23 protein-coding genes are annotated in these 26,876 nt (G+C 53.1%); all 23 read right to left on the bottom strand.

Annotated features, from left to right (window positions below; genetic code table 11):
* Window positions 1–3: 3 nt before the first annotated feature.
* The 23 genes from hslO to HMPREF9412_RS12590 all read right to left on the bottom strand — a co-directional run bounded on the left by hslO (window position 4) and on the right by HMPREF9412_RS12590 (window position 26,809).
* Window positions 4–888, bottom strand: a complete 885-nt coding sequence (gene hslO, locus HMPREF9412_RS12705; protein ID WP_009591925.1) for an Hsp33 family molecular chaperone HslO — start codon at window positions 886–888, stop codon at window positions 4–6.
* A 57-nt stretch (window positions 889–945) separates the two neighbouring features.
* Window positions 946–1,710: a type III pantothenate kinase gene (locus tag HMPREF9412_RS12700; protein WP_009591942.1), complete on the bottom strand. Its 765-nt coding sequence runs from the start codon at window positions 1,708–1,710 to the stop codon at window positions 946–948.
* The gene (gene nadC / locus HMPREF9412_RS12695; RefSeq protein ID WP_009591946.1) at window positions 1,707–2,582 is read right to left on the bottom strand and encodes a carboxylating nicotinate-nucleotide diphosphorylase; all 876 of its coding nucleotides are present in this window, start codon (window positions 2,580–2,582) and stop codon (window positions 1,707–1,709) included. The genes HMPREF9412_RS12700 and nadC overlap by 4 nt, the downstream gene beginning before the upstream one ends.
* A complete protein-coding gene (gene nadB, locus HMPREF9412_RS12690) occupies window positions 2,572–4,188 on the bottom strand; it encodes an L-aspartate oxidase (RefSeq protein WP_009591934.1) in 1,617 nt (538 codons plus the stop codon). The genes nadC and nadB overlap by 11 nt, the downstream gene beginning before the upstream one ends.
* Before the next feature lie 38 nt (window positions 4,189–4,226).
* Window positions 4,227–5,165, bottom strand: a complete 939-nt coding sequence (gene nadA, locus HMPREF9412_RS12685; protein ID WP_009591898.1) for a quinolinate synthase NadA — start codon at window positions 5,163–5,165, stop codon at window positions 4,227–4,229.
* Window positions 5,166–5,394: 229 nt separating this feature from the next.
* The gene (ftsH, locus tag HMPREF9412_RS12680) at window positions 5,395–7,464 is read right to left on the bottom strand and encodes an ATP-dependent zinc metalloprotease FtsH (RefSeq protein ID WP_009591914.1); all 2,070 of its coding nucleotides are present in this window, start codon (window positions 7,462–7,464) and stop codon (window positions 5,395–5,397) included.
* Window positions 7,465–7,563: 99 nt separating this feature from the next.
* Window positions 7,564–8,103: a hypoxanthine phosphoribosyltransferase gene (hpt, locus tag HMPREF9412_RS12675; protein ID WP_009591938.1), complete on the bottom strand. Its 540-nt coding sequence runs from the start codon at window positions 8,101–8,103 to the stop codon at window positions 7,564–7,566.
* Between the two features lie 68 nt (window positions 8,104–8,171).
* Window positions 8,172–9,602: a tRNA lysidine(34) synthetase TilS gene (tilS, locus tag HMPREF9412_RS12670; protein WP_009591927.1), complete on the bottom strand. Its 1,431-nt coding sequence runs from the start codon at window positions 9,600–9,602 to the stop codon at window positions 8,172–8,174.
* A gap of 412 nt (window positions 9,603–10,014) precedes the next feature.
* On the bottom strand, window positions 10,015–10,935 hold the full coding sequence (locus HMPREF9412_RS12660) for a serine/threonine protein kinase (RefSeq protein ID WP_009591904.1): 921 nt from the start codon (window positions 10,933–10,935) through the stop codon (window positions 10,015–10,017).
* Window positions 10,919–11,659 carry a VWA domain-containing protein gene (locus tag HMPREF9412_RS12655; protein ID WP_009591933.1) on the bottom strand — a complete coding sequence of 247 codons (741 nt, stop codon included), beginning with the start codon at window positions 11,657–11,659 and terminating at the stop codon, window positions 10,919–10,921. Before HMPREF9412_RS12655 ends, HMPREF9412_RS12660 begins: the two co-directional genes overlap by 17 nt.
* A 165-nt stretch (window positions 11,660–11,824) precedes the next feature.
* On the bottom strand, window positions 11,825–14,335 hold the full coding sequence (gene spoIIE, locus HMPREF9412_RS12650; protein WP_009591899.1) for a stage II sporulation protein E: 2,511 nt from the start codon (window positions 14,333–14,335) through the stop codon (window positions 11,825–11,827).
* Window positions 14,336–14,680: 345 nt separating this feature from the next.
* Window positions 14,681–15,169 carry a S1 domain-containing RNA-binding protein gene (locus HMPREF9412_RS12645; RefSeq protein ID WP_009591896.1) on the bottom strand — a complete coding sequence of 163 codons (489 nt, stop codon included), beginning with the start codon at window positions 15,167–15,169 and terminating at the stop codon, window positions 14,681–14,683.
* Window positions 15,170–15,283: 114 nt separating this feature from the next.
* Window positions 15,284–15,634, bottom strand: coding sequence for an FtsB family cell division protein (locus HMPREF9412_RS12640; RefSeq protein ID WP_009591911.1), 351 nt, complete (start codon window positions 15,632–15,634; stop codon window positions 15,284–15,286).
* 11 nt (window positions 15,635–15,645) lie between these two features.
* Window positions 15,646–16,215: a spore cortex biosynthesis protein YabQ gene (gene yabQ / locus HMPREF9412_RS12635; RefSeq protein ID WP_009591929.1), complete on the bottom strand. Its 570-nt coding sequence runs from the start codon at window positions 16,213–16,215 to the stop codon at window positions 15,646–15,648.
* A complete protein-coding gene (gene yabP / locus HMPREF9412_RS12630) occupies window positions 16,212–16,493 on the bottom strand; it encodes a sporulation protein YabP (protein WP_009591926.1) in 282 nt (93 codons plus the stop codon). The genes yabQ and yabP overlap by 4 nt, the downstream gene beginning before the upstream one ends.
* Before the next feature lie 219 nt (window positions 16,494–16,712).
* Window positions 16,713–16,991 (bottom strand): RNA-binding S4 domain-containing protein, encoded by a 279-nt coding sequence (locus HMPREF9412_RS12625; RefSeq protein WP_009591909.1) that lies wholly within the window; start codon window positions 16,989–16,991, stop codon window positions 16,713–16,715.
* A complete protein-coding gene (locus HMPREF9412_RS12620; RefSeq protein WP_009591918.1) occupies window positions 16,991–17,263 on the bottom strand; it encodes an HU family DNA-binding protein in 273 nt (90 codons plus the stop codon). Before HMPREF9412_RS12620 ends, HMPREF9412_RS12625 begins: the two co-directional genes overlap by 1 nt.
* A gap of 166 nt (window positions 17,264–17,429) precedes the next feature.
* Window positions 17,430–18,947 carry a nucleoside triphosphate pyrophosphohydrolase gene (mazG, locus tag HMPREF9412_RS12615; RefSeq protein ID WP_009591895.1) on the bottom strand — a complete coding sequence of 506 codons (1,518 nt, stop codon included), beginning with the start codon at window positions 18,945–18,947 and terminating at the stop codon, window positions 17,430–17,432.
* Window positions 18,948–19,040: 93 nt separating this feature from the next.
* Window positions 19,041–20,720: a putative polysaccharide biosynthesis protein gene (locus HMPREF9412_RS12610; protein ID WP_009591943.1), complete on the bottom strand. Its 1,680-nt coding sequence runs from the start codon at window positions 20,718–20,720 to the stop codon at window positions 19,041–19,043.
* A 198-nt stretch (window positions 20,721–20,918) separates the two neighbouring features.
* Window positions 20,919–21,461, bottom strand: a complete 543-nt coding sequence (spoVT, locus tag HMPREF9412_RS12605) for a stage V sporulation protein T (RefSeq protein ID WP_009591908.1) — start codon at window positions 21,459–21,461, stop codon at window positions 20,919–20,921.
* A gap of 335 nt (window positions 21,462–21,796) precedes the next feature.
* Window positions 21,797–22,882 (bottom strand): peptidylprolyl isomerase, encoded by a 1,086-nt coding sequence (locus HMPREF9412_RS12600; protein WP_009591915.1) that lies wholly within the window; start codon window positions 22,880–22,882, stop codon window positions 21,797–21,799.
* A complete protein-coding gene (gene mfd / locus HMPREF9412_RS12595) occupies window positions 22,866–26,393 on the bottom strand; it encodes a transcription-repair coupling factor (RefSeq protein ID WP_009591945.1) in 3,528 nt (1,175 codons plus the stop codon). The genes HMPREF9412_RS12600 and mfd overlap by 17 nt, the downstream gene beginning before the upstream one ends.
* Window positions 26,394–26,578: 185 nt before the next feature.
* Window positions 26,579–26,809 carry an anti-sigma-F factor Fin family protein gene (locus HMPREF9412_RS12590; protein ID WP_009591947.1) on the bottom strand — a complete coding sequence of 77 codons (231 nt, stop codon included), beginning with the start codon at window positions 26,807–26,809 and terminating at the stop codon, window positions 26,579–26,581.
* Window positions 26,810–26,876 lie beyond the last annotated feature (67 nt).

The raw sequence follows: 26,876 nt of genomic DNA, 5'->3' as shown, positions 1-26,876 counted from the left end.
ACATTAAGATTTGGCCCGCTCTAGCACGGATTTAAGCTGTTCTCGGTCAAACGTATATCGTTCATTGCAAAAATGGCAGGAAACCTCTGCTTTGCCGTCCTCTTCGATCATCTGCTCAAGCTCTTCCCGTCCCAGGCTGATCAGTGCGCGCTCCACCCGCTCATGGGAGCAGTCGCAGCTGAAGTAGACTTCCGTTTCCTCCAGAATCGTCACATCCGGAACGACGCGTTTCAGGATATCCTCGAGATCCAGCCCTTCCTCCAGCATCTCGGTGATCGGAGGAATCTTGCTTAACGCCAGCTCGATCTCCGTAATCTCTTCGTCGCTAACGCCGGGGAGAAGCTGAATGATGAAGCCGCCGGCATTGGCCACGGAATAATCCGGCGAAACCAGGACGCCCAAGCTTACCGCCGAGTTGGTCTGTTCGGATACAGCAAAATAATACGTGAAATCTTCAGCCAGCTCGCCCGAGATAATCGGCACGCTGCCACGGTAAGGCTCCTTCAATCCGAAGTCCTTGACCACATCAATCTGACCGGTGGTCCCTACCGCAGCGGCTACGTCCATCTTGCCCGGACGTATATTCGTCAGCTCCACATGCGGATTTTTGACATAACCGCGTACCTCGCCCTTGGCATTGCTCTCCGCCGCAATCAGACCGATCGGTCCATCGCCGCGAACCTGAATGCTAAGACGCTCATCTCCCTTCAGCATAGCTCCCATCATCGCTGCTGCTGACACGGTGCGGCCCAAAGCGGCTGTGACGACAGGGAACGTATCGTGTCTTCGGCGAAGCTCTTCCACCAGATCGGTTGTCCGAACGGCAAATGCCCGCACTTTCCCGTTTAACGCCGTTCCCCGCAGCATACGGTCTTTTTGATTACCCATCTTGAGGCCTCCTTGTCTTTCTGGTTGTTTGTAATATCTAACGGTTTTATACCGGTTCTAGTTACGCTCGTAAATAATACGCAAGCCTTCCAGCGTCAAGAGGGGAGAAATCTCTTCGATGGATTCCGTTTCGCCGGCAATCAGCTCAGCCATTCCCCCCGTGGCGATAACCTTAACATTGTCCGTTCCCATCTCGGCTTTTATGCGTTTAACCAGGCCATCGACCTGTCCTGCATAACCGAATACGATGCCGGCCTGCATGGCATGAACGGTGTTGCGCCCAATCACCTTTTTCGGCTTTTCGAGCTCTACGCGAGGAAGCTTGGAAGCACGCTGTACAAGGGCTTCCGTGGCAATGCCAATGCCCGGCACAATTACGCCGCCCAGATAGTTGCCAGCTTCATCAATGCAATCAAACGTCGTCGCCGTACCGAAATCCACTACGATCAGCGGCCCCCCGTACTGCTCGACGGCTGCTACTGCATTCACGATCCGGTCAGCCCCCACCTCGCGCGGATTCTCATACCGCAGATTGAGTCCGGTTTTGATCCCCGGCCCAACGATAAGGGGCGCCTTGCCAATATATTTATTGCACATTTCCTCGACCACGCGCACAAGCGGAGGAACTACGGAAGAGACAATAACGCCTTCTATTTGGCTTACCAATATATTGGACATTTGAAACAAATTGTGGATCAATACACCGTATTCGTCCACGGTAGACTGACGCGATGTACTGATCCGAAAATCATGCAGCAGTTTCTTTCCCTGGTACACACCCAGCACAATATTGGTATTCCCTACGTCCACAACGAGAATCAACCCTCTGCTCCTCCTTTCTTTGCATTCAGATCCAAACTAATATCGAGACTATGGAATGAATACGTCAGCCGTCCAACCGAAATGACATCAACCCCGGTCTCCGCAATCCCGCGCACGGTCTCCAATGTAACGTTCCCCGACGCTTCAACGCGAACGTGAGGCGACTTGGCCTTGATTCTCCGCACGGCCTCCATCATCATGTCATGATTCATGTTATCCAGCATGATAATATCCGCGCCTGCAGCCAAGGCTTCTTCCACTTGTGCCAGGCTCTCGGTTTCAACTTCGATCGTCATGGTGTGCGGGATATGGGCTCTGGCCCGGCTGACCGCCTGGGCGATTCCGCCCGCACCCTTGATGTGATTATCCTTGATCATGACGGCATCGTACAGGCCGAAGCGATGATTCGCGCCGCCGCCGACCCGCACGGCATATTTCTCAAGCATCCGGTGGCCTGGCGTCGTTTTCCGGGTATCCACCAGCCTTGTCGGCAATCCCTCAAGCACATCAACAAAAGAACGTGTTTTGGTTGCAATGCCCGATAGACGCTGAAGCAAATTTAACGCGAGCCGCTCGCCTGTCAAAATACGATGGGTGCTTCCTTCCACCTCAGCGAGAATCGTCCCTTTTTCCACAACTTCTCCGTCACGGACCAATGCCGTAAACGTAAGCGTTGGATCTACCGTTTCGAATACCAGCTCTGCCACCGGCATGCCTGCCACGATCCCTGCCTCTTTGGCATGGATAACCCCTTTGGATTCGTGACCCGGCTCGATCGTGGTGAGGGTCGTAATGTCCCCCGACCCAATATCCTCCTGCAGCCAAGTTCGTATGCTCTGGAGAAGGCCATCGTTGTATCCGTTAAACATCATCGCTCAATTCCTCCGTCATTTCTTGGTCCCGTATAAACACAATATGCTTGCGCCATTCGCTGTCATTTCGCTCCGGATAATCCTCACGATAGTGAGCTCCCCGGCTTTCTTCCCGTCCCAGCGCGCCTTGAACCACCAGCAGGGATGCAGTCAGCATGTTCGCAAATTCGTATTCTTCACGCTTGGAGAGCATCGATTGGAACAAGGGCAGCTGACGACCAAGCTCTTCCGCTGCTCTTATTAGAGTATCCCGATTTCTCCGAAGTCCTGCATAACGCACCATGACCTTCTGAAGCTTCAAGCGTTTTTCCACCATCGCTTGCGACGGAGCGTCCTTGCGGCCCAGATGGAATGATACCCGAAGAGGATCCCCAGAGGGTTCCGGGAGGCTCTTAATGCGCTCGACAATCCGACTGCCGTACACGACCGCCTCCGAAAGCGAGTTGCTGGCCAACCGGTTCGCTCCGTGAACACCGGTAGACGAGACCTCTCCGCAAGCAAATAACCGCTTCACGCTGCTCTCGCCGTGCAGGTTGGTCTTGATGCCCCCCATCATATAATGCGCAGCCGGGGAGACCGGAATCCAATCGGACGATAAATCCAGCCCATACTGCATGCATGTTTCATAAATCGTAGGGAATCGATGTTTGACCATTTCCGGCGACTCATGGGTAATATCCAGATATACGAAGGTCGATCCCGTCGCTTCCATTTCGCTGACAATGGCCCGTGCCACGATATCCCGCGGTGCGAGCTCCTGTAACTCATGGTATTTCGGCATGAACCGTTCCCCTCTTATATTACGAAGCACGGCACCTTCGCCGCGAACCGCCTCTGATATCAGGAATCGGGGAGCGCCCGGATAGCTGAGCGCCGTCGGATGAAACTGGATAAACTCCATATCCCGAATTTCTGCACCTGCCCGATAAGCCATGGCGATGCCATCCGCGGTCGCAACCTCCGGATTGGTCGTGTACCGGTACAACTGACCGGCCCCGCCGGAACACATAATCGTCGCACGGCCGCGCACGAATACCCGCTTGCCATCCGGCATCTGTACCAAAGCGCCGTGACACTCTCCCTGCTCGGTAATCAGGTCAATGACAAAATGATCGTCCCATACCTTTATATTGTGAAGCATTTCGACCTGAATGGAAAGAGCGCGCACAATTTCATAACCGGTAGCATCACCGTTGGCATGAAGGATCCGTCGGTGGCTGTGCGCACCTTCTTTGGTCAATGCAAGCTCGCCGTTCTCCACATCAAACGTCGTGCCGAGGCGAATCAGCTCCTGAACCCCGACGGGACCCTCGTTTACAAGCACATCCACCGCGGCAGATGAACATAAACCGGCCCCTGCAAGGAGGGTATCCTGACGGTGATATGCTGGCGAGTCATCCTCGGCCGTTACGGCCGCGATCCCGCCTTGAGCATAACGCGTGTTGCTCTCGAGGAGTGATTTTTTCGTAATCAAAAGCACATTCTGAGTCGCACTTGCCATGATCGCCGTATATAAACCCGCAATGCCTGAACCGATCACGATGACATCCGTCTCTACAACCGGGAGATCGTTCAGCTCAAAATCAATCAAATACTGCGGTATCACGTTGCCTCACCTGTCTTTTCACGAAAGAGTAGCGCATGCTACTTAACCTGTAACATGCGCTCTAATGAAGTTCTGGCTTTCTCTGCAACGACCGGCGGCACATAGATCTGCGGCTTCATCGTTTCAAGTGCTCTCACCAGCTTTTTGAGATTATTCACTTTCATATTCGGACATACCAGGAATTTCGTCGCGAAGTGGAACGATTTATCCGGACTATCCAATCGAAGCTGATAACCGGTACCGTCCTCAGTTCCCACGATAAACTCCTTGGCCGATGACTGTTTGCAATATTCCAGGATGGCGGTTGTACTTCCCACAAAGTCACCCATGGCAACAACCTCCGGACGGCATTCCGGATGCACCACAAATTCAGCCTGAGGATATTTGGCCTTCATCTCGACGACATCCTTAACGGTCAGCATGTCATGCGTGTTGCAGTATCCTTCCCAAATAATGAGTTTCTTGTCGGTATGCTGCTGAACATAGTGCCCCAGGTTCTTATCGGGAACCCATATAATTTCGTCCGAATCCACCGACTGAATCACTTTCACGGCGTTGGAGGAAGTGCAGCAGATATCCGTTTCGGCCTTGATCTCGGCGGATGAATTGATGTACGTAACCACCTTCGCATTCGGATGCTGCGCTTTCAATTTCCGCAGTCCGTCCACGTTCACCATATCGGCCATAGGACAGCCGGCCCGTTCATCCGGAATGAGAACCGTTTTGTTTGGTGCCAGGATTTTGGCGCTCTCGCCCATAAAATGCACGCCGCAGAATACGATGACCTCGGCGTCGGTTTGTGCCGCCTTCTGCGCGAGCAAGAAGGAATCCCCCCGGAAATCAGCAACCTCCTGAATTTCGTCCCGTTGATAATAATGAGCCAAAATAATTGCATTACGTTCCTTCTTCAACTGCATTAACCGCTCACGCAGTTCACGGTTCTGTTCTGCCTTGCGCTCCAGTGCCAAAGCTTCCATGATCGACCCTCTCCCTTTATGTAGTCCGGCTGTTCGCCGCTGATGACCATGTGACTTTCAGGATGGTTTCCACCTTTGTGAAAGGAAGCGCATCCTTATTTAACAACTAATGTACACGTTCGTTCTGTCCCCTGTCAATGTGATAGAAAGCACAAAAAGAACCGGAAAACGAATCATCGTTCTCCGGTTCTTCTTTTTTATTCGGTATTCGATGTTTTATCAACGAATATTACGTTAAACTGCTGTTACCGTTGTCCGATCCGCCTGGAGGATCCTTGCGTTCGGAATCTTTGGTTTCCGGTGCTGGATCATTCGAATCCATCGGGTTGTTCGGAATTTCTTCCGTGGAAGTCGGCTGCCCGCCGTCTTCTTTCCCTTGGATGCGAACTTTCACGTCGCCAATGTTGTCGATGATCGGCTCGCCGTTCTCGGAAGAACCTTCACCTTCGCCACTACCATCGCCTTCAGCCGATCCGGTCTCAATGAGGTTCTTGATCTGCTCAAGCTCCAGTGTTTCCTTCTCCAGAAGCGTGTTGGCAATCAGATGAACCTCTTTGGAATGCTTGGTCAGAAGCTCTCTACACTTCTCATAACATTCGTTAATGAACCGCTGCATTTCCTGATCGATTTCATAAGCGATTGCATCACTATAGTTCTGCTCGTGTCCGATATCACGTCCCAGGAACACTTGTCCTTGGGATGTACCGAACTGCATCGGTCCGAGCTTCTCACTCATACCGTATTCCACAATCATGCTGCGAATGATGCCCGTTGCTTGCTGGAAGTCGCTGTATGCTCCGGTTCCGATTTCGCCGATGAACAGCTCCTCGGCGACACGGCCGCCAAGCAAACCGGTTACGCGGTCCAGCAATTCCTGCTTCGTTACAAGCATCCGATCTTCCTTCGGCATCATGATGACATATCCGCCGGCACGGCCGCGAGGAATAATCGTTACCTTGTGCACCGTATCCGCATGCTCAAGGAAGTAACCCACAATGGTATGACCGGCTTCATGGTAAGCTACGATGCGTTTCTCGCGGTCGCTGATCACGCGGCTGCGCTTCTCGGTACCCACGATAACGCGGTCAATCGCTTCATCCACTTCTCGCATGGAGATATCTTTACGGTTGCGGCGAGCCGCAAGCAAGGCAGCCTCGTTCAGGAGATTCTCCAGATCGGCGCCCGTAAAACCGGTTGTACGTTTGGCGATGATGTCGAGCTTGACATCCTTCGTCAACGGTTTGTTGCGTGCATGAACCTTCAGTACGGCTTCACGGCCCTTCACATCCGGGCGATCGACGGTAATCTGACGGTCAAAACGTCCCGGGCGAAGAAGCGCCGGGTCCAAAATATCCGGTCGGTTGGTCGCAGCGACGATGATAATGCCTTCGTTCGCTCCGAAACCGTCCATCTCAACCAGCAATTGGTTGAGCGTCTGCTCGCGCTCGTCATGACCGCCGCCGAGACCGGCGCCGCGCTGACGACCTACAGCATCAATCTCATCGATGAAGATGATACATGGTGCATTCTTCTTCGCGTTTTCGAACAAGTCGCGTACGCGAGAAGCACCGACGCCGACAAACATCTCTACGAAGTCGGAACCGGAAATACTGAAGAACGGCACTCCCGCTTCGCCGGCAACGGCACGTGCAAGGAGCGTCTTACCGGTACCCGGAGGACCGACAAGCAGGACGCCCTTCGGAATGCGAGCGCCAACCGTGTTAAATTTGCGCGGATCCTTCAAGAAGTCAACAACCTCGACAAGCTCCTGCTTCTCTTCATCTGCTCCGGCTACATCTTCAAATGTAATCCGTTTCTTCTCTTCATTATATAAGCGGGCTTTGCTCTTACCAAAGTTCATCACTTTGCCGCCGCCGCCCTGAGCCTGATTGAACAGGAAGAAGAACAGAACAAACATAATGATGAGCGGAATAAAGGATGAAAGCAATGTCAGCCAAATGCTTTGGCCTTCCATTGGCACCACGGACAGTTTGACATTGTTGCTATCACTGGCTGCAGTCAGCTCTTGCATTGCTGCATCCGTGGCAGGAATATAGGTCGAGAAATTCTCCGATTTTTTCTCTTCGGATATCTCCCTATACTTACCGGTCACCAGATAAGCGTAACCGTCAAATTGCACCGTCATTTCCTCTATGTTGTTAGCTTTGACTTCCTGCCGCAGTTGATTATAACTAGGGGCATCGGCTTGCTCGCCGCCATTGGTGACGAATTGTACTATGCCCACCACGACTAAAAATAGAATCAAATAAAAACCAGAATTCCGGATGAACCGACTCATCCCCTACCTCCTCTCAAGACACATAAGATATTTTACCACAGCCTGTCTGGCCATCTCAACAAAGGCCCCCGATCTGTGGCAGCAGCCTATTGGCGTGGTTTAACTGCTGTAGATTTCCGGTTTCAGAATCCCGATGTAGGGGAGGTTCCGGTAATGCTCGGCGTAATCGAGCCCGTATCCGACAACAAAAGCATCCGGCAGCACGAATCCGGTATAATCAGCCTGCAAATCCACCGTACGGCGTGCCGGCTTATCGAACAGGGTGACAACACGCACCGAGTTTGCCTTGCGGCTCTTAAGAAGCTCAATCAAATGGCTGAGCGTAAGACCGCTGTCAATAATATCCTCCACAATCAGAACATCCCTGCCTTCAACGGAAGCGTCCAGATCTTTAATGATCTTGACCACGCCAGAGGATTTGGTTGATGCTCCATAGCTGGATACAGCCATGAAATCCAACTCCAGAGGTACTGTTATGGATTTAACCAAGTCGGCCATAAAAATAAACGCACCTTTAAGAACGCAAATAACGAGCGGATTGCGTCCCTCATATTCGGCGCTGAGTTTGGAACCGAGTTCCTTAATTTTTGCGCGGATCTCTTCTTCACTGATGAGTATTTCCTGAATGTCATTCTGCAACTTAAGTGGACCTCCTACGTTTATACTATGAAAGCGTGAAACGGGCCATTCTTCGTTTTACACTTGCCTTAAACATCCGACAGCTCCATCCGGAGAACTCGTGATGTGTGCCGCCCGCAAGCGGCGTGAACGGAACGTCGTACACCTGGAATCCATACGATGCTGCCGGAACCGTCACAAAGAATAGGAATCCGGGCACGGACAGACGGCGGGATTTTCTCATCAATGAGAATATCTTTCACCTTTTTGCTTCCGTTTAATCCCATGATCTTCATCTTGTCTCCCGGCTGTCTGTTGCGCACGGTTAAAGGAAACCGCAGCTCATCCGCATCAAAATCCGCCACAAAGGCCGATGGTCTGGAGCCGCTCCGGCTTTCGCTTCCTGTCTTTAACGACAATGTCAGCATTTTTCCGATTTCCTTAACATAAAGCTCTGACGCATCAGGAGAATCAAGAATGTATATGTACTGTCCCTGTTCTTCCGGAGGATTAGGCCAAAACTGGATCACTCCGTACTCACGAACACAGGTTATGCCGTCACCCAGATCCAGACGCCAGTTGCTTCGCTGATCGTTAAGAATGCCGTGGCGCACCGTTTCAATCTTGACAAAATCGGTGTTTTCCTGATCTGAGGGCAGGTAATTTAATATTAGTTTAATCAAACGCCGTTGTAAAGCGACATGTAAGCCCAAAAAGGAAGGCGCGTCGAAAGCGAGCCTCCCATCGTTCTCCTGTACCAAACTCCGAAATTGCTTCGCAGCTTCAAGCTCCACAAAATCATCCTCCTGCTGGACAATTTCGGCCAGCTGATTGAGTGAGGAGGAGAACTGCCCGTTGTATCGCTCCAAAAAAGGAAATACTTCCAGGCGAATCGCATTACGGCGGTACTTCGTCTGCAGATTGCTGTGATCCACCGCATACTGGAATCCGCACACGCGGCACAGCTCCACGATATCCGCCTTGTACATACGAAGGAACGGGCGGATAAGTTCCACTTTTTTTTCCGTGCGCTTAAATTTGATGCCGCCCAGGCCCGACAAACCGCTTCCGCGCAGTAGCCTCATGAATACCGTCTCGGCTTGATCGTCGGCATGATGAGCCAAAGCCACGGAGCGCGCATTGTGTTTCCGGGCCGTTTGCAGCAGAAATTCGTAACGCTTCTCTCTCGCCGCTTCCTGTCCACCCTTGCCGCTCTCTTCCATATAAGCGGGAATATCGATGAACGCCGTTTCCAATGGAAGTCTGAGCGATTCCGCCAGCTCGCGCACCATCTCCGCCTCCTGATCCGACTCTCTTCGAAAACCATGATGCACATGAGCGCAGATCAATCGGAGCGGCGTACGGTGCATAGAGATTTCATGCAGAACGTGCAGAAGCGCAACGGAATCCGGTCCGCCGGAAACGGCAACCACGATACCGTCGCCTTCCGACCACAAATCAAACTCTGCGGCAGTACGCTCGATATGTTGGACGAATGTTCGTAAATAATCCTGTTTCACTTCCAGGTCCCCTTTAGAGGTTGTTCAAAAAGTCCGCTTTTGATAAGAAAACCCCTATCGAGGCCACTTCAAGGATGAGCGACCGCGATGCATAGGTAGGTTTTCTTGCGATATAGAATTTCATCAGTTCCACTGATAACTCATAAATTCTATATCTAACACGAAGTGAATCCGGAAGCCACTCGGCATCAATCTTGAACTCAGCCGGGCCTAAGCAGACGCTTTCGAAGTATGTTTCCTGCGGAAACATTTCAGGTGCTCACGTACCAAAAACGTACGCTTTCTCTCCTCACTCCCTAGCTTCATCCAACTGAAGCGTTTTGAAAAAACGCACATCGGGAAGATAAGCTTCGCTGAAAACCGACCTTTTTGAACTCGAATCTTTATGAACTCCCAGTAACAAGGCAACAACTCATGAGCGAAAGAAAAAATAAACGGCGCAGGCCATAATGACCAAGGACAACCCAAACGCGTTCCTTAGCCAGCGCGGTGTACGTCCCGGAGCTGGGCGCCCGCCTCGGCTCGAGCCTTCATATATCCGTTTTCTCCACTCGTTCAGCGCTTCCCGTGAATCCGCGAATTCTCCCGATAATGCCTTGTTCAGCCAGACGGCGTACGGCTTGAATACGGGGTTTCTTCGCAGCACCAGCTGCAGGTCGGCAACGCTCCGGGTTTGGGGAAGCTGACAAGACGCCTCCTTAAGCGACTTCTCATCCAGCAGGCCGATGCACATCACGGCAAACGAGAACAAATCATAGGATACGTCGCCGGTCCGGCTCCCGGCATTCCAGTATCCCCGGTCATACCATTCCGTAAACTGCTTTACGCTGCGCCCGAAGGAGCTGACGCCGCCGTAATCGATCAGTTCCACCCTTCCGTAGGCCGAAACCATCACATTATTGGGCTTCAAATCTCCGAACGCATAACCGGATGCATGCAGAACGGACAGTTTCTCAAGCAGCTTCAGCCCGATCAGGCCGACCCACTCGGTGCCGCGTTTGCGAATAAAATGATGCAGCGGGCTCCCCTCAATGTAACGCATGACATAGAAGGACACTTCGCCGCTGCCATCATGATGATCGTCCGCCTCCACGAGGTAAGGGTCCGTCATTTGTTCTTTCAGCGCATTCAGCACATTAATTTCGGATTGTAGATCCAGAGCGTCATAGCCTACTTTTAAAGCATAACGCTCGCGAACTCCTGCCCGGTGGACCAGATACACCTTGCCGTTAGCCCCTTTACCGAGCATACGTTCCACGATGTACCGGCTGTTCCGCCATTTGCCCTTAATTACGGTTCCTGGCGGATAACCCGGGTTAGACAACGTAGTCACCGAGCATCCCTTCCTCTTGGCTGGAACGACCCTGCCATGATTGATTACCTTCTAGTGTACCATATCGGTAAAATTCAATCACCTTTAACAAGGCAGGTCCTGTCGGCGTCGCCCCCTTCATCTGCAGCCTGCTGAACATGCCGCGGGCACCGTCAAGATCCGAGGTCCAATCCACGTCCATGACGATATCCTCTCCGCTATGTTTTCCGGGAAAATGGAATACCGACAATTCGCTTGAGCCTGCGCGCGCTTTCAAGCTCAGCATCAGGTCGCGTATCGCTTCCTCAACGGCTGCCAGCTTAGGCTTCATGCTTGCACTTGCATCGATTAACAGTGCAACCTGAAGGGATGACGTCTCGGCCAGCTCATCCACCACTTCGACGACTTGCGAACGCTTGTCCGGCGGAAGTTCCTCCAGCGTCCCGCCTCCCAAAATATGCTGTATCTCCTTATTTACCGCTTGTTGGATCGTCTGAACCACCGTTTTCCGAGTCATCATCTGCATCGTCTGCGCAAGCTGCGGCGTACCTACGATCCGGTGTATGCCTCCTCCCGCTTTGGCTATCTCTTGTATTTCCAATCCCCCAAGTTCACCGATCGTCCCGTAATCAAGGACCCCCACCACGTTTACGACAATACCATCCTGCAGCGCATGCGCCGCGGCCAGAACCGGACTGGCACCGACATTCGAACACCCGTCTGTAATCAGCAAGATTTGTTTCATAATCAAATTGCCTCCCGTCTGATCCATCCTATCGATTGGATTTCTATCTCTATCATTTCCACATTCAAGAGAGTTCAAACGACAATCAGGAAGAATAGACGGAAAAGAATTGATCGGCTCCGGGCCTCCATTTCCCGGGTAATCGCTTTGATATGTTGCAAATCCTCAGCTAACCGTTCGAGGCCGCTCCATGCGGGCGAATCCCGGAACATGCACATTCGACCATTCCGGATGGAAGTGATCCACGCGCCCGACCACCACCGTCATGTCATCATGGATTTGATTCTGTTGATAGCGGATCACCTTCTCAAGCAGACAATCGGCTATTTCCTGCGGGTCTTCACTGTTCACTTCCTGGATCATTCGTTTCATCCATAACTCCTTGTTCACCGCGTAACCCGGCGCATCATAAATGCCGTCCGTCATCATAATGAGAACATCGCCCGCCTGCAGCTGCAGGGATACCAAATCCACCTCGATATCCTGGATAATGCCGATGGGAAGATTGCTGGCCGAGACCGGTATGACATCATTGCCCCTTTTGATAAAGCTTGGCGTCGAACCGATCTTCATAAAAGTGGTCTGAGCCGTGTATTGATCGATGAGAGCCATATCGACGGTGGCATAGATTTCATCCGGCGAACGCAGCATCAGGATCGAGTTGACCGATTTAATCGCAAGCTTCTCATCCATGCCGGATTGTAGCAGCTGCTCCAATATATTCAGGGCCGAGCTGCTCTCGAGCCTTGCCCTTTCCCCGTTCCCCATTCCATCGCTGAGCGCTACCGCAAACGTGCCGTTGCCCAGCTCAACCGTACTGAAACTATCCCCTGATAAAAGATCTCCTCCCTTGGCCGCTGCCGCTACGCCCGTCATAATTTCAAATGTTTTGGCCGAACCGAAACGCACCGTCGCCAATCCGTCCCTAGGATGGGTCAGGGTTTCTTCCATCACGGCGATATGCTCCCCGAGAATGTCGGACAGCAGCGGTCCGATAATCTTCCTGCATTCGTCATATCCGCGGGTATACGCATGAACGATCTCAATCTCGACCTGACCCGAATCCAGGCTAATAATATCGATGCCTTGGATCGATAACCCCAACTGCTGCAGCGCTTCCCTGATCTGCTCCTCCTGAATGTGCATCGTCTGGCTTTCCCGTTTAATTTCTCGAGCCAAATCCTCCATGACCTGCGACACGCCGGATAATTGTTCCGCTACCAGATGGCGGCTATCGTATATTTGGCGTTTCCACTGCATATCATGTTGGTAAAGATGATACTGCTGCTTCAGGATGCCGAGCACCTCCTCCTTCTTGGCGCAGATCCGGCTCCACTCCGGCGGCAGATCGTCTGCTTCCATCTCGGGATTCTCCTCGATCGAGGTCATCATATCGGTCATATATTTATAAGTCTGGTAGAATTTCATGTCCCAGCACTGATTCCGTTTATAGCAGGTGGCGCAGCTTCCTTCCGCCACGGCATTCATGAAATGATTCATCTCCTCCGCCTGTTTGCCTGGAGGCTGTATGACCCCTGACGTTTGTCCGAAACTTTGCGAGAGCTGGCGGAACACCTTGGAGAATTGGGTCACGCGATCGGCTGTGAGGTCCCGGACCCGCTTGGCATATTCATGCTGAGAACGGGTATGATCCTGCGTCCCCGGCACATATCTGCCGATGGCCTGCATCACGCTTTTCGGTGTAATGAGGAACAGCACGATGGCCGCGCAGGTTTCCCATGTGGAGATCATGACTTCTCCGGGATTGCTGAAATAGATGGAAAGAATGGTTGCCCCGAGCAGCATGCCCAGCGATACGCCGCCTTTCTTCCCTTCCTTCAGCATACCGGCAAGCATCCCGGAAAAGGCGAGCAGGCTCATCTGCGAGAAGGCCGATATATTGGCCAAACTGAGGATCAGGCCCGTCACTACGCCAACCGAGGCGCCCAGCGGCGCACCCCCTACCAACGCAAACAGCAGAATCAGATACCGGGATAAGACATGCTCCACCGACAGGGATTGAACGGTCCATCCGACGGCACCTGTCATGACCGACGCCAGCAGAATGATGATGCATAGAATTTCTTCATTACGAAGAACATGCGTTTTTTTACGAAGCGTCAGCACCGGAATCGCCTGGATAAAGACCAGCGTTAACACGAAACTGAGTACGGCATTCAAGGTGAGCATCATCATGGAGTACCAGGTAATGCTCGGTCCGATGAGGACGCTGAACAGGTTCACAAAGAAGGTGGAGACAAATACCATCAACGGTGCATAAGACAATTCCGCCCGATCATATGTCTCCAAGCCCCGCATCATAAAATAAAAGATCAAAATCTCTGCCGGCACCATCCATGCCACCGGAAAGGACGCAAATAAACTTCCTGCAACGATCGCTGCGCCTACCGGCAGCAAAACATCGCGTCGCATAAAGGCGATGACTGCGAAATAGGCGACGGCAAATGGAGAAAGTTCCCCCAGAATCATAGCTCGTCCGAGCAGAAAACCCATGAAGGTTAGCAGGATCATCCACTTCTTTGCGGCCAGGAAGTGGATGGGACGCTGCAGGAAAGGCAGCTGCCCTAACCGTTCCGCCACGCGGGCACGAATGGAACCCGCTCCCCCTTTAACTGCCTCAGTACCCGGAAACATCACCAGATTTCTTTTATCCATTACGCTGGCACCCCATTCTTCACGAATTTGTTGGTCCCATTATAAAACCCCCGTTTCGGAAAGTTTGTCAGAACACCGGACAAGCCCCAAAGAAATTTCCGACAAAATCAACGTGCCCTGCGAACGTTCGGGAAACGACCGCTCATCCCCCGCGCCCAGCCGGGTTTCCGCAGGTCTAGCCTGAGGCTTTCGGGCGGATCATTTCCCGAATTGAGGCGGCCATCCCGCGTTCATTCCGCAGATTGGCGCCGTAAAATGCGTAGGAACCTGTCGTACCCTTGGATGCAACGACAAAAAAACCGCAGAAGGCAATTTCCCTCTGCGGTCAGTTTATATTTTATCGAATTACATACGTTTGGCTCCGCGTCCGCCGCGTTTGCCTTCCGTATTCTTCTTGAGCGAAGAGATTCGTTCTTCACTGTCTTTCAGGAAGCGTGACATTTTATCCTCAAATGAAGGCTTGTTGGCCGCAGGCTTAAACGGGCGTCCACCGCGTTCGCGGTTGAATCCTCCTCCACCGCCACCTCCGAATCGTTCTCCGCCGCCTCCACTGCGTTCCGGTCTCGGTGCGCGGGGTGGACGACTTTCGGAAGCCGGCTTGTCGACAGCCTGCTTGATCGATAGACCGATCTTGCCGTCCTTGTCGACATTAATCACCTTCACGGTAACGACATCGTTGATCTTCAAATGATCGTTGACATCCTTAACGTAGTTGTCGGCGATTTCCGAGATGTGAACGAGACCCGTGACACCTCCTGACAGATCCACAAATGCTCCAAAATGCGTTATGCCTGTCACCTTGCCCTCTAACTTGGTGCCCACTTCAATTGCCATAGAATAAAATGATCCTCCCTTAAAAATATACAGTCCGATTTAGAAATCGCGCTGCGGTGATTTGATTATACGATAATGACCTAAACAAGGTCAACAGACGTCTGTCATGCCTAATTACGGCGATTCGCCCGAATTTTGGGGCTGAATGATCGGCGTTTCATTCGGCAGATACAATCCGAACTTCTTGCGGGCAATCTGCCCGATATATTCTGGGTCCTTCAATCGCTCCACTTCGTGTGTAATCTGGATGAGCGACTGTTCAACGGACTTATAATCCTCTTGCTTCTGAGCTAGCGCTTCGTTCTGATTACGGATGCGGTCATTCTGGGACCAGAGCGTTGATCCTGCCCAGATCAAAAACAGCGCCATCATCGCCACAAACATTCTCTTACGCCGGCGGGCGCCTTTGTTCTTTGTCTTGGTTTGTTGGGGAGCCTGCTTCGATGGATCAGCAAATCTTCCCATGACCATACCTCCTAAAACCAGCGCTTCCACGCCTTGATAACCTTGTCCGCTAATTGCCTGCTCCATGCCGGCAGCCTGACCCTGGACGTGATCGGTCTCAGCATCCATTTCAGGAGTCGCCAAAAAGGCATGAGGCATTTAAGGATTAAACGCAACAGCGACAGGAGAAACTTCCATAGAAACCTTAACAGCCCTAAGCCCAGCATCAGGATTCCTTTGATCGGATTCCATAATAGCATACGGAACAGCTTGTACAAAAAGGACAGCAAGCCTTTTGTCACTTGAATTAACATTACCACAAAACGCTGGGTTATGACACTCCATAATAAAAAATAGATCCAAACCCCTATAAATAGCCCAACAAACACATAAAAGCGTAGCTGCCCGTCATTGGTCATGTATAACATGCGAAAAATGAAGAAGGCTGCCGCAATCCAGTAAAGGAAGTCCAGGGCATGCTTGGACCATTGCGGGAAACGGAGCTGCCCTGCCAGCACCCGGTAGCTGTCGAAGGCGACTCCCATCGCTGCTCCGGAGAAGAGCATCCAGAGCAGCGTGATCCATTGTACGCTGGGATTCATTTAAACAGCTTGCCCAGCAGACTCTTGTTCTTGGTCTGCGAACCGGGATTCAAATATATCAGGGAGTGCACCTGACCTTCAATCGACAAAAGCCCCTCTTCCAGGCTGAGATTTTTAATATGTAAATTTTGCCCTCGAATGGTCAGATGCCCAAGCTCGGTCTGAAGCAGGAATTCTTCGCTGTCAAAGCTCTCCACGTTTTGGACACCCGTAATGTCCAGCAGCTTCCGGTTCTGCATCCGCAGATCATGAAACTTGCCCTTCCCTTGGTCGATCATGGCATGTACCCCTCCTTTTAACAATAGCTTATGGGGAGGTGCCTGTCTTTAGAACCGGAAGCGGCGCACACCTTCATGAAAGATCGGAAAGCAGCCGGGAAGCTTCATAAACGAACGGGAGCCCGGATCCCCCGTACATATATACACGCCAGAATGAAAACAGAAACGTCCCCCCCACCTTATGGTGAGAGGGACGTTTCACGGAACGGCTCGGGCTGTTTACCAGTCCAATCCGCGATCTTTAACGATCGGTTCTTCCTTGACCAAGGTATAGAGGCTGGTCGCCTCATCTTTACGGGTTGTCTCGGTAAGACGCTCGACCCGGACGGTCACCAGCTTCTGGCCAAACTGGACGGTGATCTCATCGCCCACTTTAACCGTGCTGCTCGGCTTGGCCTCGCGGCCGTTGATCAGCACCCGGCCTTGATCCGATACATCTTTCGCTACGGTACGCCGCTTGATTAACCTCGATACTTTCAGGAATTTATCGACGCGCATTATTTTACAGCTTCTTTAAGCTTGTTGCCTGCCTTGAACGCAGGAACGTTGGATTCTGGAATTTCGATCGTGTTGCCTGTTTGCGGGTTGCGGCCTGTGCGTCCAGCGCGCTTGCGAGTTTCGAATGTACCGAAGCCGATCAATTGAACTTTATCGCCATTAGCCAAAGCTTCCGTGATTTCGCCAAGGAAGCCGTTCAGGACGTTCTCTACGTCTTTTTTAGTCAATCCACTTTTACCGGAAATGTTGTTGATCAGATCTGTTTTGTTCATGAATTAAATCCTCCCAATTATCAGAAAAATATAAGATTTACGGTTATTCGGTTATACCGCCTTGCACTCTGCAAGATTTCACCATTAATGATTATTCTGGATGCCTTGCGGAATTCCTGCCGCATATCCCTATTTTTTTATTTTTTACGTGAAAAGATGCGTTTTTTCACTCTTTGATACCGCCGTGATGCGCCGATCCCGTTTTGGCGGACTGCCACAGGGCTTCCATCTCGTCCAAGGTGCTTTCCTGCAGGGTTTTGCCCTGGGCGGCAAGCTGCTCCTCTATGTAGCTGAAACGACGGATAAACTTCCGGTTCGTTCTCGAAAGCGCCTCTTCCGGATCCGCGCCGATGAATCTTGCCGCATTGGAAACCGCGAACAACAGATCGCCGAGCTCGAGCGCCGTATCCTCGTCGGATTGACCCTCCGTCACCGCTTGCCGCAGCTCACCGAGCTCCTCTTCAATCTTCTGGAATACGCCGTCGATGTTATCCCAATCGAAGCCCACCTTGGACGCCTTCTTCTGGAGCTTGTACGCCTTCATCAAGGCGGGAAGGTCCCGCGGGATACCGTCCAGCGCCGAAGCTTTCTCCGGGGAGAGCCCCTTGCGCCGTTTCTCTTCCGCCTTCATCTGCTCCCAGTTCTGCAGGGCGGATTCCGCGTCTTTGGCGCTGCTCTCGCCAAAAACATGCGGGTGGCGGAAGATCAGCTTGTCATTCAGGGCTTGAATGACGTCATACACCGTGAAGGTACCCAGCTCTTCTTCCATCTGGGAATGCAGCATAATCTGCAGGAGCAGGTCGCCGAGTTCCTCCTGCATATGCTCGGGGTCATCCTCGTCAATCGTCTCCAATACCTCGTAGGTTTCTTCGATCAGATTTTTGCGGATGGATTCGTGGGTCTGCTCACGGTCCCACGGACAGCCTTCGGGACTGCGGAGAATGCCAACGATCTCGTGAAGCCTCGCAAACGTCCGCTGCCTTAGATTGCTGTCATCGCTTCGGGGTACATAGATCAGCGACAAATTGCCGTAGCCGTCGATGCGATCGAGCTCGAAGAGCGGCACTTGCCGGATCGCTTCCTCGCCCTCAACGCCCAGCGCATGGCCGACAATGACCGGATAATCGTCCGGATACAGCTCCATCAGCGCCAGTTTCACTTCCGAAGCCGTAAACATGTCATACACCTGGCCGATCAGGGTATGCAGCTGCGGCTGGATGACGCTTGCCCGAAGCTCAGCGGCATCGAGCAGCTGAAAGCCCTCAATGGGATCGAAACCAAGGCGGACGAAGGCCTCGTCCAGAAAGCTCTCGCCGCCGAGCACCGTAAGCATCACATTCTCTCCGGGGCAGCGCTCGCGCAATAGCCGGACCGTTGCTTCCGCTACCATCGGATGCCCGGGTACCGCGTAGACGATCTCGCGCTCGTCGTCCTTCGCGGCCTTGGCCAAATTGATTAGAGCGGCTGCAATGGATTCGTACACCTCGGGAAAGGTGTCATGCGCTTCATACACATGGTCAAACGATTCCGGCTGTACCTGGAACTCCTTCAACGCAGCCATGACGGGATGGGATAACGTGCGCACATACACCTTCGATGCCCGCTGCATGGTTTTGATGATGCCTATCGTCAATCGATCCGGATTGCCAGAACCCAAGCCGACCACCGTAATGGATGCACTCATAAGCTACTTCCTTTCGTCTTCGTCCGCCTTGTCGACGTCGTTATCGTACACTACTATATCACAGAAGATCAAACATCTGCACGTCTGCCCGGTTCAGCGCAGCACGCGCAGGGCCCGCAAGAAGGCTGCCAGCGGTCTTCCGACCTTCGGCAGCATCCGAAGCTCCTCCTCGGTGAGGAGCTTCGTGAGCGCGGCGCCGATGAGGAAGGCGCCGCAGCCGGCCGCGACGCCGCTCAGGCTCGCGAACGCGTGGGTCAGGCGGCCTGGTGCGAAGCCGGCCGCCCCCAGAAGGCCGCCGGACGCGGCACTTGCGCCCCAGGCGGCCAGCGCCACCGCAGCGAGGACCGGCAGCGTCCTCGCCAGCATTCCCCCGGCGTCAAGGCGGGCGCCGGCCCTTCGCGAGAGCAGCGCGAGGTTGAGCGCGGCGGCGGTCAGATGCGCAGCCACGCCGGCGATGGCCGCGCCGGTAATGCCGAACTGCGGCACCAGCAGCAGGTTGAGCAGCAGCTTCAGACCTGCCGCAGCCAGCAGGTGAATCGCCGGCCCCTTGACCATGCCGATGCCCTGGAGCAGCGCTGCCGTAATCGTGCTCAGCGTCCCCCCGGCCGCTGTAAATGCAATCACCTGCATCGCGCCCGTACCTGCGGCATCTTCATACAGCATGATATTGATCGGCTCAGCGAGCACAGCCAGGCCTACGGAGGCCGTCATGCCGATCAGCCAGAACCAGCGAAGGGCCATGCGGCTTTGGCTTGCGACCCGGTCCGATTCTCCCTTGAACTTGGCTTCCGCCAGCGCAGGAATGAACAGAACCGACAAGGAAGCGGCGAGCATCGTAACCAGCTGGACCAGCGGCAGGCCGCGGTTATAGACCCCAAACTCCGCCATGGCCAGCGATTCGCCAAGTCCGCCGGACGTCAATAACCGGGGCACGGTGAAGGTGTCCACCAGACCGATCAGCGGAACCGCCAGCAGACTGAGGCAGACCGGGATGCCATAAGCAAGCAGGCGGCCAAGCAGAACACCTGCTCCCTCTTTAGTTACATCGGCATGCATCTCCGTTTTGTTCATACCGGACTCTCCGAATTCGTGCCTTGCTGCTCCCCGCGTGGCGCTTCGAGATGCCCGGATATGCTTGCGCCAGTAGAGCCCCATCACCAAAAGCCCGGCGGCACCGCCGGCAGCAGATCCAAGCAGCGCCCCCGCCGCAATCACGTCGGCATCGGCGCCGACACGGACAAGGTAGAGCAGCAGCACGATCATGACCCCGACGCGGACCATCTGCTCCGTAATCTGGGAGATAGCCGTCGGCACCATATTATGCAGCCCCTGAAAGTAACCGCGCAGAACCGACATCCAGGGCACGAAAGCCAGCGCCAAAGCTCCTGCGCGGAGAGCCGGTATTACCTGGCTGCTGCCGATCCACTTCCCGATCCACGGAGCGCAGGCGTACATCAGGAAACCGAGAACCAGACCGAACAGCACCAGCGCGGCGGAGGACAAGCGCAGCAGCCGATGACCGTCCCGAGTGCGCCCTTCCGCCTCATACTCTGCCACATACTTGGATACGGCCGCGGGAAAACCGATCGCCGCGATTGTAATGATCATCATATAGAACGGATAAACCGTGTTGTAGATACCAAAGACGGCATCGCCGCCCATGTTTTGCAGCGGTATTTTTTGCAGCGTGCCAATCAGCTTGGACAGTATGGCGGCTGCACTGAGGATAAACGCTCCCTGCAGCAGCCTTGCCCCGGTTTGATCTGGTTTCATATCCTCTTCCAATCCCCTAGTCTCTTCTTTCGCATCGCAAGCCAATCCTCATGCAGACGCTGCCATGCGTACCTCCATTATAACCAAGGGTGGGAGAGTGGCACAAAAATCGACCGGACAAACAAAAACTCCCAGCTGCCGATTGACCCTGTGATCAACGTTCAGCGGGAGTCTCCATCCAAGGAACGATGTCCTCGTCTACTGTTCCATTTGCTTGCCGAGGAAACCTGCGGCAGTTTCAGCCATTTTCACTTCCATCTCGCCCATGTTCACGGATTCGTCCTTGTTCAGCAGCACGACGCTGCCAATCGGGTCTCCTCCTGCAATGATAGGCGCGGCGACAAAAGCGGACAACGCTTCCGGATTGTCTTTGCTGATCTCATACGTACCGTTGTTGCTTTCCAGTACCGTCTTGCGATTTTCCATGCAGTTTTCCAGAAGGTTGCCGATCGGCTTGTCCAAATACTCCTTCTTGGAGCCGCCTGCAACGGCGATAAACGTATCACGGTCCGATATGATCGTGATGTGGCCTGTACTCTCATAAAGGGACTCTGCATATTCCTTCGCAAAATCGCCCAATTCACCGATCGGTGAATATTTCTTCAGAATGACTTCGCCATCCCGGTCCACGAAGATTTCGAGCGGGTCGCCTTCGCGAATCCGCAGTGTGCGTCTAATTTCTTTTGGAATGACCACGCGCCCGAGGTCATCAATACGGCGGACGATACCAGTAGCTTTCATGTCACTTGTTGCCCCACTTTCATAAGAAGATTTTTCAACTACTGTTCCATTCGGGAAGAGGATGTCCCCAGGTATATAAGAGTTAATGTCTGACCATAGTATTCATCCATTCCCAATTCCTTATACATCATCTACCCTCTGTTGGTTGCGAAATCCAAAAATAAATCTCGCCAGGAGCGACTTCACTCGCCCGGGGGGGAGAAAAAATCCATAACGCGCGCATCGCACGTTATGGATTCAAAGGATCACGCCATTTCATCATCACGCTGGCCGTCGATTTGGCATCACTCGCAGCACAATATCCTTGTGCCGATGCCGGTCCACGGGCCACGGGCTTATTTACCCGTATCTTCCTTGCCTGCATCCGGTGTTTGGTCGCCCTCTGCCGGTTTGTCGGTCGTGCCGTCCGTCTTCTGGTCGCCCGTGCCTTCGGCAGGCTTGTCCGCATTCTCGCTCTTCGGAAGGTTCATGCTCTCAATCAGGTTGTTGAGTTCATTCTGCATAAAGTTGTCGATCTTCGCCGAAGCCAGTTCGCTCCGAATGCCTTCCTTCTGATCGGCAGGAAGCTTGTCATACGTCACTTCCTCGCGCTTCTCCACTTTCATGACATGGTAGCCGTAATCGGTTTCTACCGGATCGCTGATTTTGTTCAGTTCCAGCGTTAAGGCCTTTTCCTTAAATTGAGGCACCCAGCTGCCTGCCGGCTTGTTCTCATACAGGCCCCCGCTGTCCTTGGAGCCCGGGTCCTGAGAATATTCCTTCGCCAAAGCAGCAAAATCCTCCCCTTTATTCAGCTTGGACTGTACTTCCTTGGCAATTTTGAGCGCCTCGCCCTCCGGTCTCTCCTTGCCTTCGGCATCTTGAAAAGCAATCAGGACATGACGAACGCTAATGTTGGTGTAGTCCTTCTTGTTCGCATCGAATTCCTTCTTGATATCCTCTTCGGTTACCTGATTCTTCTCATGCTCCATGACGGTCATGACGCGAAGCATATAATTCTTCAGGTCGTCCTCCGTCAATTTTTGCGATTCCAGGGCGGCTTTAAACTGTTCCTCGCCCATTCCGGCTTTTTGCTGTTTTAACAAATCATCCGTTTGCTTCTCGGCAGCTTCCTTGGCTTTATCGTCAGCTTTGGCGTACAGGTACTCATACGCTACCCCCTGTTTCGCCAAATACTCCTTAAATTCATCCATTTGCAAAAATTGGGCATATTCCGGGGACATGAACTGAATCATGCGCTGTTCCAGGTCAAATTCCTTCTCGGTAATTTCTCCACCCTTATATTTGACAATGACTTTGCTGTTATCTTCTTCGGCACCTTTAGTCTTGTCGTTTCCGCAAGCAGCGATCATCGACATGGATAGTACAGCTGTGATCGATACAATAAACGTCTTCCATGCCTTATTATTTCTTGACGGCATTTTGTAGTTCTCCCTTCAGGTTGAATGGCCCTTGTGCAGCCTCCAGGAATTGCTCAAGCAATTCTAACAGTTGTTGATCGGATAGTCCCTTGCCTTTGATTCGAATGGCCATCGCCGGCCCTTGTTCAAATTGTACACGTCTTTCGAACTTATTTCCAATTTGCGCAAGCCCTGCAGTGTCCACCGCTTTATCCTGCCCTTCATAAAACTGCAGCAGAACGTCGTCCCCGCGCTGAGTAATGGAATCGATCCCGTACGTACGGCCATATACCTTCAAGCGGGATACGGCAAGCAGGTTGCTTACCGCCAGCGGCAGCTCGCCAAAGCGGTCAAGCAGCTCGTCCTCAAGCTCAGCCGATTCGTCGATCGAGGAAACGACGGCCACTTTTTTATAAATTTCGATCTTCTGAATGCTGTCATAAATGTAATCGGACGGCAGGTAAGCGTCAATCCCCAAATCAATGGACGTGTTCCAGTCCTTCGACGGCAGTGACGGCTCGCCCAGCATGCTGACTTTGCGTTTCTGAATCTCCTCTGCCAGCATCTGCGAATACAGGTCAAACCCGACCGAAGCGATGAAGCCATGCTGCTCCGCCCCGAGCAAGTTGCCCGCTCCGCGGATCGACAAGTCCCGCATCGCAATCTTGAATCCGGAGCCCAGCTCCGTAAACTCTTTAATCGACTGCAGCCGCTTCTCGGCTACTTCGGTCAGCACCTTATCCCGCTGGTACGTGAAATAGGCATACGCGATCCGGTTGGAACGTCCGACGCGTCCGCGCAGCTGGTACAGCTGGGAGAGACCCATTTTGTCGGCGTCATGCACGATAAGCGTGTTAACATTCGGAATGTCGACACCCGTCTCGATAATGCTCGTGCTCACCAATACGTCGTATTCGCCGTCCAGGAAGTCGAGAATGGTCTTCTCCAGCTCCGTTTCCGACATTTGGCCATGCCCGACGCCTACGCGGGCCTCCGGCACCAGCATCGATATCTGGGCTGCCATCTCCTGGATGCCCTGAACCCGATTGTAGAGATAGTATACCTGGCCACCTCGGGCCAGCTCCCGTTCAATGGCTTCCCGCACCAAGGTCTGGCTATGCTCCACGACATACGTCTGCACCGGAAAACGGTTCTCCGGCGGCGTCTCGATTACGGACAAGTCCCGAACGCCGAGCATCGACATATGCAGCGTGCGCGGAATCGGCGTTGCCGTCAGCGTCAGTACGTCGACATTGGTCTTCAGCTTTTTCAATTTTTCCTTATGCGTAACGCCAAAGCGCTGCTCCTCATCCACGATCAGCAGCCCCAGATCCTTGAACACAATATCCTGAGACAGGAGTCGATGCGTGCCGATCAGAATATCGACCGAGCCCTGCTTCACTTTTTTGATCGTCTCATTCTGTTCCTTACGGCTGCGGAAACGGCTCAACACCTGGATATTGATCGGGTAATTGGCGAAGCGCTCCCGGAACGTCTCGTAATGCTGCTGGGCCAGAATCGTGGTCGGTACCAGCACCGCAACCTGCTTGCCTTCGATCGCCGCCTTGAATGCAGCGCGAACCGCCACTTCCGTTTTCCCGTAACCGACGTCACCGCACAAGAGCCGGTCCATCGGACGGTTCTGCTCCATGTCTTTTTTGATTTCGGTAATGGCCCGAAGCTGATCGGGGGTTTCATCATAAGGGAACATGTCCTCGAATTCCTGCTGCTCGGACGTATCCTTCTCAAATCCGTACCCTGGCGCAGACTGACGCTCGGCATACAGCTTGATCAGATCGTCGGCGATGTCCTGAACGGAGGAACGAACCTTGTTCTTGACCCGCGTCCATTCATTTCCGCCCAGCTTGTAAACCTTCGGCTCCTTATCCTCGGAACCGACATATTTCTGGATGAGATCGATCTGCTCGATCGGAACGGACAGCTTATCGCCCCCGGCGTAGAGAATATGCATGTAGTCCTTATGGATCCCGTTGATTTCGAGCGTCCCGATCCCCATATATTTCCCGATGCCGTGGTTTTGATGCACCACATAATCGCCGACCTTGAGCTCCGTATAACTCTTGATGCGCTCGGCGTTGTCCATATTCTTCGTGGTTTTTCGTGTTTTTCGCTGCTTTGAGGAGAACATCTCGCTCTCCGTAATAATGGCTGCGTGAACCGAGGGCATCTCGAAGCCGTTCTGGAGATGGCCTTCCAGCATAACCGGCTCTTCAATGCCGTAGTCCTGCAGAACCCGCCGCATCCGGTCCATCCGCTCCGCATCGCCGGCAAGCATCATGACCTGGACGCCCGACTTCTTCCAGCGTTCCATCTCGGCCTTGAGCACGTTCATCTGGCCGTGGAAATCCTGCATGCCGCGAGTAATGACATTGACGATATTCTGCGGCTGCATTCTAGGCACCTGGCGCAGGAAGATGGAGATCATCAGACTTTGGTAGGGATGCTGATAAATCAGTTCCTCCGTATCCAGGGACAACGGGAGATCCGGCAGCGATTTGCCGTTTTGCATCAGATGCAAATTCCATTCCGCTTCATCCCGCTCCAGCTGCTTGGCTGTTTCCAGCAGACGGGCAGGCTCATCCATGATCAGAATCGTATCCTTCGGCATGTAATCGTACAGATTGGTCTTCTCCGGATACAACAAGGAGATATATTTATAGATTTCAGGGAAGTAGATCCGCTCGCGCAGCATTTCGACTTCCCGGTGTATTTCATCCCGCAGGCGAAGCTTGGCCTGACGGTCGCTCATGCGTTCAAGCTGCGCCTCCAGCAGGCGGACCACCGTATCCGCCGTGCGGCTGAGCCGCTCCGCATCTGCAATGATTTCCTTGCACGGTGTGATCATAACCTCCCGGACCTTGTCGATGGAGCGCTGATCCGTCGGATCAAAGGTTCGGATCGAGTCGATATCCTCATCAAACAGCTCGACGCGGTACGCCATGGCCGTTGTCATCGGGTAGAAGTCGATGATCCCCCCGCGGACGCTCATCTCGCCGCGGCGCTCTACCCGTTCCACGCGTTCGTACCCCATCTCGATCATCCGGTTGAGGAAGGCATCCAACACGAGGGTCCCGCCATCGTGAAGCACGATTCGGGCATCGGACATTACCTCGGGGGCGGGGAGAAGGCGGCGCACGCCGGAAAATGGCGCAACGACAATACCCCGGAAGCCTCTTGCACAACGGACGAGCACGTCGATCCGCTGCGCCAGAGTCTCGGGGCTTGAAACGGCCGACTCCGCCGCCACCAGTTCATTCGCAGGGTATAACAGCACTTGATCCGATGACAGCGCTTCCTGTAAATCATCTGCGATTTTCTGGGCTGAAAACATATTATGAGTGACCACGAGCAGCGGGCGCTGCTGGTCCTGGTGCAGGGCAGCCATTAAGATCTGCCTGGACGACCCGGAAAGACCGGAGATCAATTGCTCCCTCATGCCGGCATGAACGCCAGACGTTATGGATTTGAAGTCCGAATCCTTCGAAAATACATCAATAAGTGCTTGTAACAAAAGGGGCACCTCTCTTATGCAAAAGAAATGAATTTCCTAGACTCTATTTCTCATGGAATTTTAGACGATTGCCGAAAAATTATAACCGAAAAGAAGCCTTGAGCAAAACTGCCAAGGCTAAAGCAGCGGCAGGCTCTGCCGCTGTATGTCATCTACGAAAAAACGTCGTGTACCCCATTATACTCTCATTGCAGGGGGTTTGCCAAAAGGCTGAGTTCCGGATGGGCCTCGAGCGCTTCCCTGCAATGATCGCAGGTTACCCGAACCATCACTTCTCCGTTAAAATCATACGCTATTATATCTCTGCGTTCCTCAGGGGTCAAGGAATCAAATCCGAGACGGGCTTCGGATACATCATGGGAATCGATGCGGCCCTGGAACGCTCGACAATGTCTGCAAACATAGGTTATCGCCATCATATGCCTCCTGAAGGTCGTATATTACCTTCAGTATGTCCGGATTTCCCTTGTTTAAGACCCGGAT

Origin of the sequence: Paenibacillus sp. HGF5, from assembly GCF_000204455.1 — a bacterium.
Classification (GTDB): domain Bacteria; phylum Bacillota; class Bacilli; order Paenibacillales; family Paenibacillaceae; genus Paenibacillus_AQ; species Paenibacillus_AQ lautus_A.
The sequence above is the reverse complement of the archived record's forward strand: the minus strand, read 5'-3'. Positions and strand labels throughout refer to the sequence as shown.